We start from the raw sequence: 12,989 nt of genomic DNA, 5'->3' as shown, positions 1-12,989 counted from the left end.
GCGCGCCGCGGCGCCGACCAGCGGACGCCGATTCCAGTCCAGCACGGAGTCGCTGTGCAGCTGCTCGACGACCCACAGGAAATACACCGAGGCGGGAATGCCGATCAGGTCGAAGACGAGCATCGCGCCGCTGCCGTGGGTCGTGGCATCGATCAGGTGGATCAGCGCACAGCTGAAGAACACGCCAGTCAGGGCAGCTCCGGACAGCGACCACACGCCGGTCGCAAGATAGCGGCGCACCTGATGGTCACCCAGATACCAGCCAACCAGGCCGTAGGTCACGGTCACGAACACATTGGCAAAGAACGTGGCTGACGCAAGGTCGATCCAGCTGCCCGGCGTCGTCACGCGCGCGGCGAGCTCGGCCGACGTGCAAAGGAAGGGGACGTATGCACCGGGCTGGGCCATCGCCCAGGCCGAGAGCCAGCCCGCGGTGATCGCGAATCCGCCGACCAGCAACATCGCGCGATGCGGCGAGAGGGCGATCAATCGCTCGCCTTGGCCGCCCAACACGGTCTCGAATCGCAGGAACACGAATGTCAGTCCCGCCGGCAGCCCGAGCAGGGTGACGGCGAGCATCGACCAGGACACGCTCTCGCCCTGCAGCACCTGAAAGCCATGCACCAGATGATGCGGGCCGCAGCTCGCGGCCATCATCGAAAATCCGATGCCGAAGCGGGACCAGCCGCGGTAGCGATGCAGGCTGACGGTTTCCCAGGCCGACAACAGCCCGAGGCCTGCATAGGCCAGCCCGATCGCCAGATTGCTGAGACCAATGACGAGGTACATCATCGCGAGACCGTCGCCTTGGTGCCCATCGGCGCCCCGATGTGATCGAGAAACTCATCGATGAAATAGTGATGGCCGCGCCGCACCGGTCCTTCGACGGGCTGCGCGGCGTGCAGCGCGCGTCCCGAACTCGGATGCCAGAGCGCCTTGGTCAGCATCGGCGCGATCTGGTCGGCCGCAACCGGCCGCGAGAAGAAATAGCCCTGGGCGACGTCGCAGCCCATGCGCAGCAGCATGGCGGCCTGCTCGCTCCTCTCCACGCCCTCGGCGATGGTGTGCTTGCCCATCGCGTAGGCCAGGCTCAGGATCGATGACACGATCGCGGTATCGCCTGGCTCGCTGCTGAGACCGTCGATGAAGCTGCGGTCGATCTTCAGGACTTCGGCCGGCATGTCGCGCAGGCGCGACAGCGACGAGTGCTCGGTCCCGAAATCGTCGATCGCGACAAACACGCCGAGCTGCCGAATCTGATCGAGGACCTGGACGACCTCCTCCGGCGCGCTCATCATGACGCTTTCGGTGATTTCGAGGCACAGGGCGGTCGGATCGACATTGGTCGTGGCGAGAACCTGGCGGAGCTCCTCGATGAAGGTCGGCTCCGCGATCTCACGCGGCGACACGTTGACGGTCATGGCGAGCCGGCGGCCAGGCATCTGCCTCGTCCACTCGGCGAGCTGGCGACAGGATTCCTGCAGCACCTGCCGTCCGATCTTGACGATGAGCCCGCATTCCTCGGCGACGGGGATGAAGTCGGCGGGCGAGATGATGCCGCGCTCGGGATGTCGCCAGCGCACCAGCGCCTCGACACCCACGACGCATCCGTCCTTGAGGCGGACCTGCGGCTGATACTCGACAAACAGCTGCGATTCCCGGAGTGCCGCCCGCAGATCGGATTCGATCTGGACGCGCTTCTCGGCGCGGGCATGCAGTTCGTCGTTGAACTCCGCCAGTCGCGCCCGGCCACGGACCTTTGCGGCATAGAGGGCGGTGTCCGCCTCGCGCAGCAATTGCTCGGCGCACTTCGTGCCGGGCTTGCAATGCGCGAGCCCCACGCTTGCCGAGACCACGACTTCCTTGCCGGAGAGCAGGATCGGCTCGGCCAGCGCTGCGAGGATCCGCCTGCCGAGCGCAGCTCCAGAAGAATCCAAGGCACGCGGATGCAGGACGACCATCTCGTCGCCGCCGAACCGGCTCGCGGTATCGTCCGGTCCAAGACATGCAACGATGCGACGGGCCATCTCGGTCAGCACCTTGTCGCCGCTGCTATGGCCGAGTGAATCGTTGACGAGCTTGAAGTTGTCGAGATCGACGAACAGCACCGCGACCCGCGCGCCGTCATCGGCCTCGTGCGCCAGTTCACGATCCAGCCGTTCGAGCAGCAGGCTGCGTGTCGGAAGCCCGGTCAGCTGGTCATGCGCCGCCGTGTGCATCAGGCGTGCAATGACGCCGCGCAGGCGCTCGACCTCCGAACTTGTCCCGGCCGACGCAACGGCGGGATCATTCTCGACGCCAGAATGCAGTTCCCTGATCGTGGCCCCGAGCCGCATCGAAATATTGGGCCGCGGTCCAACCATCTCCTCGTCCCCACTACCAATCAAATATCCGGCGACGGTAGGCAGTCTGGAGTTTGCAAAAGGTTGCGTGAAGGCCGTCCGCGACTTTTGCGCGATAACGATTTGCAAGATGGTTACAAAACTACGATGGCGGCGCGGTCCATTTATCGAGACTTTCGTCGACGGTAAAACTACCGGGCTCCGGCGCCTGGTTCGGAACAAGCGTGTTCGACGGCTGATCGGCAACCCGAATGGTTCCGAGCACGCGCAGGATCACGATGTCGTCGGCTGCGATGTTGCTGCCGCTGACGGCGCCAGCGTCATGCCAGACGAACCGGCGCGGGCATCTGCCATGCCCGCGCAATTCGGCGAGCTTCTACCCGGTCTCACCAACGATGCCAGCGATGATGCCAGCGGTGGTAGGGGCCGGCGTAGTAGGCGTATGCCGGGCGCACCACGTGACGATAGCGGTAGCCGTAATAGGCCGGCCTGTACCCGGTATAATATGTCGTGGTGTAGCCGCCGCCCCAACGATACGGCGCGTAGCCGTAGTCGTAATCATAGGCATAACCGGGCGCATAGTAGGCGGGTGCGTAGCCATAGCCGTAACCGGGGTAGCCGTAGCCATAGCCGGGGTAGCCATAGGCTGACGAGGCGAGGCCGCCGACGACTGCGCCGGCAATCAATCCGCCTGCAAGCGCGGGACCCCATCCTCCCCACCCTCCGTGTCCCCACCGTGCTTCGGCGGGCGCCGGGGCTGCGATGGCGCCCACCCCAAGCGCACCGACCGTTGCAAGAACAAGGGCTGTTTTCCTCATGACATCCTCCTCGATACTGATTGCCCAGCCGGTCAACGGGACAGGTCAGCGTTGGTTTCGAATCGCGGCGCTCCGGCGGTGATGGCAGGACGTCCTGAAGAAGAACTGCGGCCAGAACAGCCTCGATTGCGCGCGACGGTGCAAGCTGCGGGCGATGGAACAAGTGTTCACGACTGAACGGAACTCATTCCATTGCGCCGGCGGATGATCGGCGTGCGTTCGAACTCGTGCCCAATGCGAGACGGGAAAAGGTGACAATCGGTTCCTGAAACGGGATCCGGCACCATACCGAGGTGGCCGAGAATGATGCCAAAGCTGTTCCTCCGGCGCGAAATGTCGCGTCGGGCCCGCGTCTAGGAACGGCGCGGGCCGGGACGTTGTTTTCCAGTAAGGCAGGTTCATCGGCGAGCGGTGCGCACGCATGTGCCGCGTAGCTCGCCAGGCTTTGTTGGAATGCGGCTGCAGCGGAGAAGCGCCGGCCAGTGGCGTCAGCTTTCGCGAACTGGATAGCCGCAATATTGCAGGAGGAATCGGCAATGCAGAGCAAGACCATGAAGAGCAAGTTTCTGCTGACGACAGCTGTGCTGTTGGCCGGCGTCAGTCTCGCGTCGGCGCAAGGCATGCGCGAAGGCGGCGGTGGTGGCATGGGTGGTGGCAGCATGGGCACCGGCGCTGGAGCCGGCGGTGGCGAACACGGCCGATCCGCAGGCCCGTCGCCCGGCAGTTCCGGTGGCACAATGCATGGAAGTCCCGGAGCGTCGCGAAGCGAAGGCATGACGGTTGGCCGCGGCGAAGGCGGCGCACGAGAGAGCGGTCGGGCTGAAGGTCAGATCGGTCGCGGCGTTACCCAGCGCGGCGAACGCGTGCAGGGCCAGACCACCGGGCAAGCCCGCGAAAGCGGCCGCGCAGAGGAGAGAGGCGAGCGGCAGAGTCAGCGCAGCCAGGGCCGACAAGAGCAGACCGTCGGCCAAAGCCGAAGCCAGCGCGAGCAGATGGGCCGATCTGAATCCCGCGAACGCGGCAACGCCACAACGCGGCAGAGCCAGCAGCAGGAGAACCGCGCCGGCACTGCGAACCGCAGTCAGGGCACCACCACCGGACAGAGCAAGGGCGCGAGCCCGACAGCCAGCCAGAGCACAACGACGGGCCAGAACAAGAGCACAACGGCTGGCCAGAACAGTAGAGCCGGCCAGACCACGGGCGCGGCCACCCAGCAATCCGGCACGACGCAGGGCCAGGTTAACTCCGGTGCCAAGTCCGGACAGGTCAATTCCGGACAGACCACCGGTCAGGCCCAGGGACAAGCCGGTACAAGTGCTCAAACCCAATCGAATGCTGCGGTCCAGACCGAGGCCGGACGCACGGTGACCGCGCAACAGCAAAGCACGATCCAGCGCTCCGTGCTGTCTGCACGCAACGCGCCGCGCGTCGACGTCAACGCGATCAACTTCGCGGTCAATCCGGGCGTGGTGGTGCCCCGGAGGTTCAACGTCGTGTCGGTCGCCGCCTTCCCGGTGCTGATCGATGCGTTCCCGTATTATCGCGACGACAGCTTCTTCGTCGTCGAGGATGAAGTCGTATTCCTCGATCGGGATCGCCGGGTCGTCGACGTGGTCCCGGTCGGACCGCGGACGCGCTTCAGCCACCATCGCAGCAGCAGCGATAGCTATGCGATGATGGACCTCAATCCTCAAGAGATCCGCGAGGTGCAGCAGGTGCTGATCGACCGCGGCCTGCTGGTCGGCGAGGCTGACGGTGTCATGGGGACGCGGACCCGCGAGGCGTTGATCACTTTCCAGCGTCGGGAGGGCATCGCGACCAGCGGCAGCGTCGACACGCGCACCGTTGCCGCATTGGGCCTGTCGGACCGAATCGGCCAGGGTGCGGGGCGAGAGCCGTCGACGGTCGGCCGCGGCGGCGCACGGCAGCAGCCCGCCGAGCAGAGCACGACCGGGCAAATGCAGAGCTCGACCGGGCAAACGCGGGATGGACAAACGACGGGACAGGCAAACTCGCCGCAGAACCAGTCGACATCCGGCCGAGCCGGAAATGAGCCGTCCGCTCAGCGCGAGGCCCCGGAGCACAATACGACAGGACAGGCTGCACCTCGGAGCCAGTCGACAGTTGGTCAGGGCAGTGCCAACCAGCGAGGGGCTGGCCGGGACGAACAGTCCAGCCAACCTAACCAGAGCAGCAATCCGCCATCGTCTGGCGCAGGCCAGAGCACGCAGACGCCGGCGCAAAACTCCGATCGCAAATAGGATGTTCGGATCGGAAACAGGATGCTCGAGCAAGAGCCCCGCCGCACGGCGGGGCTCCTTTCTTGAGGCGTCCCTACTTTCGCGCGTCGTGCGTCCAGCGGGAAAGTTCTTCGCAACGTGATGAGCCGTTGTGACCTTCGTCATCTCGACGTTCAAATGAGAGTGCGGCAACGTGCGACAACATGTGCGCCTCGTGCAGCTCACGTGTGCCGTCCGCATGGATTGCATTCAGGTTGCACGCGATGGAATGCCACATGATTAGGCAAATGCCCTTGGTCGCGGTCGCCGAGGAACCCGTGCGCGGGATTCTCGATGTGTCATGTACCGTGCTTAGATCGCGTCTCGCTTATGACGTTCGTTTCGTCGCTGCGCGGAGATCGAGAAAATTTTCTGGACACCCTGCGATGATGCGTTGCCCGATCGCATCGCACGAAGGCAATTTTGGATTTCCGCACGACGCACGTCGTCGCCCCTCTGGTTCTTGCACAGATTGTTCTCTAGATCAGTCGAGCCGACTCGGTGACGGGAGCTTCCGAGCCGGATCGGCTGTGACGCGACAATGCAATGACGCGACAATGATGAATGCCATGTGTGAGCACGACTGCCGCAGGACTCGTCGGCCCTATCAGGAGCGGCCGGCGTAAGCGGGCGATGTCCGCATCCAAAATGCTGTTTCTCCGTCCATGTGAAATTCGCCTGCCCGTCAGAGGCCGGCGACGCAACCTTGGGAATGCGCCTCCGTTGAGACGACGTTCGTCGTTTGTGACAACGGGGCACGAAAGTACATGCAACAAGACGACAACATGCCGGTGAGCGCAGCGAAGCTCCTGGAACAAGTTCCCTTGCCACGCGAACCCCGGAACATCAGGGATATAGCCCCGGCGGCACCGCGGCTTTTCACGACACGGTCCTATCCGCCGCCGGAGCAATTCGAAGTCTGGAAGACGCGCATGGCCTCGCTGGTCGACGTCGCGCCGCCGGAGGGGCACAATCCTGCACAGGGGTTCGAGGTGGATTACCTGACCTGCAACATGGCCGATGTCGTGTTCACGTCAGGGCGATTTGCCGCGCAAACATTCGCGCGCGCGGCGCAGCCGTCGCAGGGCACGCCGGTCGATATCTGGTGGCTGTTCCGCGTGCGCGCCGGCGAAGCCCGCTTCGAAACCGCGGAGCGGCGGATTCATGCCGGACCTGGCGCGACGTTCCTGATCTCGCTCGATGACGATTTCCGCGGCAGCATCACGAATTATGATGGGCTGGTGCTGGCTTTGCCGCGCAGCTCGTTCGCAGGCGTGGCGGATCAGCTTAGCGAGATCTGCAACATCCTGCTCTCGGGCAATCTGATCGAACTGTTGACCGACTATCTCGACAGGCTCGAAACGCGCCTGGTCCTGATGTCCCCGGAGGAGTTGCGGCAGGCGGGGCGGGCGACCGCGCAGATGATCGCCGCGTGCATTCAGCTGTCCTCGGATCGATTGGAGCAGGCGCGCGGTACGATCGAGTCGGTGCTGTTCGAGCGTGCGCGTCTTTATATAGAGACGCATCTCGGCGAATTCGAGCTGACGCCGGATCGAATCGCGCAAAAGTTGAAAATATCGCGCTCGAACTTATACCGGGCATTCGAAAGCGTCGGCGGCGTAGCCGGCTACATCATGCGCAAGCGCCTGCACGCTGCGTATGCCGAACTCGTCGGCAGTCCCGACCGGCAGGTGCAGGAAGTCGCCTATCGCCATGGCTTCAAGTTGGCGTCCGATTTCACGCGCGCATTCCGTCGCGAGTTCGGCGTCAGCCCGCGCGAGATGCGCGAAAGCGCGCGGCGCACGTCGAGCGCGGGTTGAAGGGGAGCAATCCCAAATGACAGCGAAAGCTTTGGCGCTCCCATTTCTACATTCGTCATGGCCGGGCTTGTCCCGGCCATCCACGTCTTGCACGCACGGAAACCAAGCAAGACGTGGATGCCCGGCACAAGGCCGGGCATGACGAGTCTGTGGGGATGCAGGCCGTGCGTTGTGCACGGTCGGATTCATATGACACGTCCGCGCACCGTGTGCCTTAATGATCGTTCAACTTGTGAGACGATCTGCCATCTATTTGGACGGCCTGCTGAGTGACGTTGTCAAATATGTGTCTATCATTTTCCGTTATGACGACTCGGGGCACATTGGTGGGGCAGTCGAGCGAGCGCTGGGTGGCAAGATGCGCTCGTTGAGTTCGACGGATCATCAACCAGGACCGGAAGACGAGCGCGGATCGCGCGCTCATGATGTCTCCATATGCGTGTCCGATGGGATCGCATTCGGTCTGCAGTGGCACGGCACCCCCGACGTCTGGACCAGATGTCATAAAGGGGATGCACCATGGCTGTCGCACAGACTCCAACCGCGTTGCTGAAGCGTCAAGGCCGCACCGGCTTCGTGCGGAGCTGGGTCGCGTCTGGTGACGCGGACAGCCGCTCGCTGCGGCGCCGGTTGCTGGCGGTGCTGCGGCAGGCGCACCGGACGCTCGGCATGAAGCGCGATCGGCTTGGGATCGGGTCGCTCGGTGCGGGTGGCGCGGTGTTTGCCGTTATGACAATGATGTCTCCGCAAGCGGCGTTCGCGCAGGTCGCCATCGGCAATGGGGTTTTGAGCAACCCCGCCAACTGCACCAGTCCCACTGCTGCAACGGCTGGCAGCACTGCTATGGGTTGTGGTGCCCACGCCGCCGGTGTCAGCGCAACCGCCATTGGCACTGGCACCAATGCGAATGGCCAGAACTCCCTGGCGATAGGCGATTCGAACACCGCAACCGGCGACGGCTCGATCATCGTCGGTTATGCCAACTCTGTGAATGGTCTCAACGCGATCGGCATGGGTGTCTTCGCGAACGCGACCGGCACCAACGCCCTCGCCGTAGGCGGAAACGCGCACGCCACCGGCGACGGGTCGAGCGCCTTCGGCGTCAACACCACTGCGAACGGCGCGAGTGCCGTCGCCATCGGCTCATCGGCCAGCGCCTCCGGTGGTGCCTCGATTGCGATTGGATTGTCGTCCGCCGCCTCATCTCCAAACGGCTCGGGCACGGCCATCGGCGTCGGCGCCAAGGCAAACGCCGGAGCCGGCGGCGGTTCTCCAATTGCGATCGGCGTGAATGCCAATGCCAGCGGGACCGCGCCGGCCGGCTTCACGTTCGAGGCCGTTGCGCTCGGCACCGGTTCCGCCGCGACGGGGGCGTGGTCGACCAGCGTCGGTTCTAGTGCATCAGCAACGGGGACGGGCGCCAGTGCGTTGGGAACGTCCGCGGCTGCGACAGGAAACCAGTCGACAGCGATCGGCAACGGCGCGAAGGGCTCCGCCGTCGGGACCGCAGCCGTGGGATACCTCGCCAATGCGAGCGGCTCCAACGCCGCCGCCTTTGGCATCCAGTCCGCCGCGTCCGGTACCAGCTCGCTGGCGGCCGGCAACCTCGCCACCGCGTCGGGGAATTTCGGCGTTGCTTTGGGTAACCAGACGCAGGCGCTGAGCTCCGGCGGCTCGGTGGCGATCGGATCGGGCGCCATCGTCAGCAGCGCGGCGACCGGCGGCATCGCGATCGGCAACAATGCGGCATCCGCCGGCATCAATTCGCTCGCGACCGGCGTTGGGGCAAGCGCCGCCGGCACAAGCGCGCTGGCGATCGGCACCGCCTCAAATGCGAGTGCCGCTGCCAGCACTGCGGTCGGCAACACCGCCGTTGCCAGCGGCCAAAATGCCTCCTCATTCGGATCTGGAGCGAAGGCGACGGGAGACAATTCTCTCGCGGCCGGCGTCAGCGCCAGCGCCAGCGGAGTCGCAAGCACCGCCCTCGGCATCGGCGCCAATGCGTCGGCTGCAAGCGCCATTGCTGTCGGTAACAATGCCGCGGCCAGTTCCGCCAATGCGGTCGCTCTGGGCACCAATTCGGTGGCGACCGGCGGCCAGGCCGTTTCCATCGGCGCGAACAACACCGCCTTTGGCAACGGCGCGGTGGCGATCGGCGATCCCAGCTATGCCAGCGGCACCGGTGCCTTCACCGGCGGCGCCAACAACATTGCCAACAGCGACGGTACCGCAACCGCCACCGCTGCCAACCAGGCCGCAGGCGCAGTCGCTATCGGCAACAACAACAAGGCGATCGGGCAGGGCTCCGTGGCGCTCGGCAATGGTTCCACCGCGGGTGCCGCCGGTCTTGTCGGCAATGTCGCACTGGGCAACGGCGCCACGGCGGCGGCAAAATCCGGCGACGTCGCACTCGGCTCCGGCAGCGTCACGGCCGCCGCCGTCGGCACCGCGAGCACTGTGATCAACGGCACCACCTACAGCTTTGCCGGCACCACGCCGGCCTCGACGGTCAGCGTCGGCGCGGTCGGCGCGGAGCGCACCATCACCAATGTCGCGGCGGGGCGGCTCAGCAACAGCTCGACGGACGCGGTCAACGGTTCGCAGCTGTTTGCCACCAACCAGGCGATCTCCAACATCAACACCGGCGGCGGCATCAAGTATTTCCACGCCAACTCGACGCTGGCCGATTCTTCCGCGGTGGGGACCGACTCGGTTGCGGTCGGCCCGGTGTCGACTGCGACCGGCACCAACGCGATCTCGGTTGGTAACGCCTCGTCCGCTAGCGCCGACAATGCGATCGCCGCCGGCTACTCCTCGACGGCATCGGCGCTCGACGCAGTGGCGTTGGGATACATATCCAAGGCGACCGGCCAGTACAGCACCGCGATCGGACCCAATGCCCAGGCCTCGGCCACGTCCAGCACCGCGATCGGCCAGAATGCGGCGACGGCGGGCGTTCAGGCGACCGCGCTCGGTGTCAATTCAAGCGCCGGTGCCGCGAATGCGCTGGCGCTCGGTGCCAACGCCAACGCCTCGAACGCAAACGCGGTCGCGCTCGGCTTCGGCAGCGTCACCGCCGCCGCCGTCAACACGCCGAACACGGTGATCAACGGCACCACCTACAGCTTCGCCGGCACGGGGGCGACCTCGACCATCAGCGTCGGCGCTGTCGGCAATGAGCGCACCATCACCAATGTCGCGGCGGGCCGGCTCAGCAACAGCTCGACCGACGCGATCAACGGTTCGCAGCTCTGGGCCACCAACCAGGCGGTCGACGGCCTCGCCACCACCGTCAACAACATCAACACCGGCGGCATCAAATATTTCCACGCCAATTCGACGCTGGCCGATTCTTCTGCTGTGGGGACCGATTCGATCGCGGTCGGACCGGTGTCGACGGCGACCGGTACGAACGCCATCGCCGTAGGCAACTCCTCCACCGCATCGGCGCTCGACAGCGTCGCGCTCGGATACATATCCAAGGCGACCGGCCAATACAGCACCGCGGTTGGCCCCAATGCCCAGGCCTCGGGCGACTCCAGCACGGCGATCGGCCAGAACGCGGCTACGGCCGGCGTTCAGGCGACCGCGCTTGGTGTCAATTCGAGCGCTGGTGCCGCGAATGCGCTCGCGCTCGGCGCCAACGCCAGCGCCTCGAACGCAAACGCGGTCGCGCTCGGCTTCGGCAGCGTCACCGCCGCCGCAGTCAACACGCCGAACACGGTGATCAACGGCACCACCTACAGCTTCGCCGGCACAGGGGCGACCTCGACGGTCAGCGTCGGCGCGGTCGGCAACGAGCGCACCATCACCAATGTCGCCGCCGGGCGGATCAGCAACGGCTCGACCGATGCGATCAACGGCTCGCAGCTGTTTGCCGCCACGTCGGCAATCGACAGCCTCTCGACCGTCGTCAACAACGGCCTGACACATTATTACAGCTACAACGACGGCGGCACCCAGAAGGCCAATTACAACAACAACGGCGCGACCGGGACCAATTCGATGGCGGCCGGCGTTGCCGCCTCTGCGACCGCCACGAATGCCACCGCGCTCGGCTTCAACACCCAGGCCAGCGTCGCCGACGGCGTCGCGATCGGCTCGGGCTCGGTGTCCAACCGCCCGCTCGCGCCGGCGTTCGGCACGATCGGCGGCACCATCATTCCCTACAACACCACCGATCTCACGCTGCTCGGCGCGGTGTCGGTCGGCAATGCGACGAGCTATCGCCAGATCACCAATGTGGCCGACGGCACCCAGTCGAGCGATGCCGTCACCGTGCGGCAGCTGACCGGCGCGCTGACGTCGTTCGCGACCACGACGACGAAATACTTCCACGCCAACTCGACGCTGTCAGACTCGCTCGCGGTCGGCAACAATTCGGTCGCGGTGGGGCCGCAGACCGTGGTCAATGGCGACAACGGCATCGGCATGGGCTTTGGCGCAACCGTGGCGCAGACCGCGCCCGGCGGCATCGCGATCGGCCAGAATTCGGTGTCCAACTTCGCCGACTCGATTGCGTTCGGAACCAATGCGGCGGCCAACGGCATCCAGTCGGTGTCGATCGGCGCGGGATCCCAGACCACCAACCCGACCAGTGTCGCGCTCGGCCCGAATGCCAAGGCGACGGCACAGGCCGGCGACGTCGCGCTCGGCGCCAATTCGACCACACAGGCGGTGGTCAAGACCACCAGCACCACGATCGGCGGCACCACCTACAATTTCGCCGGCACTAATCCGACGTCGACTGTCAGCGTCGGCAGCGCCGGTGCGGAACGCACCATCACCAACGTCGCTGCGGGCCAGATCACCGCGACCTCGACGGACGCGATCAACGGCTCGCAGCTCTGGGCCACCAACACCTCGCTCGACAACCTCTACAACACCGTCAACAACATCAGCAACGGCGGCGGCGGCGTAAAATACTTCCACGCGAATTCGACCGCAGCCGATTCCATTGCGACCGGTGCGGAGAGTGTCGCGATCGGGCCGAAGTCGGTCGCAAGCGGGGCGAACGCGATCTCGATGGGCAACGGCTCGGCCGCGTCGGGCGACAATTCGGTCGCGATCGGCGCCGGCGCCAAGGCAACAGCGGCCAACTCGCTGGCGCTCGGTGCGAACGCGACCACCACGGCCAATCTCAGCGATGCGGCTTACACGCCTGTTGTCGGCAAGTCCGTCGCCGGGGTTGCGACCGGCGAGGTGTCGGTCGGTTCGTCCGGCGCCGAACGCCGCGTCACCAATGTCGCCGCGGGCTCGGCTGCGACCGACGCGGTCAATGTGAGCCAGCTGCAGGCGGTTGCGTCGAGCTCGATCCGCTACGATACCGATGCGGCCGGCAACACCACCAACAGGGTGACGCTGAACAGCGGCAGCAGCGGACCGGTGACCATCAGCAACGTGGCGGCGGGCGTCGCCGGCACCGATGCGGTCAACGTCAACCAGCTCAACAGCGCGTTCCAGCAGCTCAACGGCCAGATCGGCGAGGTGCGGCAGGACGCCTGGCGCGCGGCGGCGATCGGCATGGCGGCGGCATCGCTGCGCTATGACGACCGGCCCGGCAAGATCAGCGCATCGGCCGGCGGCGGCGTTTGGCGCAGCCAGGGCGCGCTCGCCTTCGGCATCGGCTACACCAGCGAGAACGGCCGGCTGCGCACCAACGCGGCGGCGACCACCGCAGGCGGCGATTGGGGTGTCAGCGCGGGCTTGAGCTTGACGCTCAATTGACCC

7 protein-coding genes are annotated in these 12,989 nt (G+C 65.5%); 3 read left to right on the top strand and 4 right to left on the bottom strand.

The genetic code is table 11. The features are described 5' to 3' along the window. The 4 genes from AC628_RS29660 to AC628_RS29645 all read right to left on the bottom strand — a co-directional run. The coding region (locus AC628_RS29660) for a hypothetical protein (RefSeq protein WP_143201873.1) at positions 1-792 on the bottom strand (792 nt) is incomplete at its 3' end. Continuing rightward, complete coding sequence (locus tag AC628_RS29655) at positions 789-2,363, bottom strand: putative bifunctional diguanylate cyclase/phosphodiesterase (protein WP_083633196.1); 1,575 nt, start codon at positions 2,361-2,363, stop codon at positions 789-791. The genes AC628_RS29655 and AC628_RS29660, both read right to left, overlap by 4 nt. Before the next feature lie 121 nt (positions 2,364-2,484). Further along, positions 2,485-2,706: a hypothetical protein gene (locus AC628_RS29650; RefSeq protein ID WP_074130293.1), complete on the bottom strand. Its 222-nt coding sequence runs from the start codon at positions 2,704-2,706 to the stop codon at positions 2,485-2,487. Between the two features lie 22 nt (positions 2,707-2,728). Further along, the gene (locus tag AC628_RS29645) at positions 2,729-3,160 is read right to left on the bottom strand and encodes a hypothetical protein (RefSeq protein ID WP_074130297.1); all 432 of its coding nucleotides are present in this window, start codon (positions 3,158-3,160) and stop codon (positions 2,729-2,731) included. Positions 3,161-3,696: 536 nt separating this feature from the next. Here AC628_RS29645 and AC628_RS29640 point away from each other — a divergent pair. The 3 genes from AC628_RS29640 (at position 3,697) to AC628_RS29630 (ending at position 12,986) form a co-directional block, all read left to right on the top strand. Then, entirely contained in the window at positions 3,697-5,421 is a 1,725-nt protein-coding gene (locus AC628_RS29640) for a peptidoglycan-binding domain-containing protein (protein WP_074130292.1), read from the top strand. 950 nt (positions 5,422-6,371) lie between these two features. Continuing rightward, the gene (locus AC628_RS29635) at positions 6,372-7,259 is read left to right on the top strand and encodes a helix-turn-helix domain-containing protein (RefSeq protein ID WP_245321387.1); all 888 of its coding nucleotides are present in this window, start codon (positions 6,372-6,374) and stop codon (positions 7,257-7,259) included. Positions 7,260-7,778: 519 nt separating this feature from the next. Further along, positions 7,779-12,986, top strand: coding sequence for a beta strand repeat-containing protein (locus AC628_RS29630; RefSeq protein WP_074130290.1), 5,208 nt, complete (start codon positions 7,779-7,781; stop codon positions 12,984-12,986). Positions 12,987-12,989: the final 3 nt, after the last annotated feature.

The sequence above is a fragment of the Bradyrhizobium sp. NAS96.2 genome (assembly GCF_001908235.1).
GTDB lineage: Bacteria > Pseudomonadota > Alphaproteobacteria > Rhizobiales > Xanthobacteraceae > Bradyrhizobium.
Note: the sequence above shows the minus strand (reverse complement) of the source record. Positions and strands in the feature narration are given on the sequence as shown.

Excerpts from the sequence above, each read along its gene's own strand:
- AC628_RS29655 (WP_083633196.1), bottom strand. The coding sequence starts at position 2,363 with ATGGTTGGACCGCGGCCCAATATTTCGATGCGGCTCGGGGCCACGATC.
- AC628_RS29645 (WP_074130297.1), bottom strand. The coding sequence starts at position 3,160 with ATGAGGAAAACAGCCCTTGTTCTTGCAACGGTCGGTGCGCTTGGGGTG.
- AC628_RS29640 (WP_074130292.1), top strand. The coding sequence starts at position 3,697 with ATGCAGAGCAAGACCATGAAGAGCAAGTTTCTGCTGACGACAGCTGTG.
- AC628_RS29635 (WP_245321387.1), top strand. The coding sequence starts at position 6,372 with ATGGCCTCGCTGGTCGACGTCGCGCCGCCGGAGGGGCACAATCCTGCA.
- AC628_RS29630 (WP_074130290.1), top strand. The coding sequence starts at position 7,779 with ATGGCTGTCGCACAGACTCCAACCGCGTTGCTGAAGCGTCAAGGCCGC.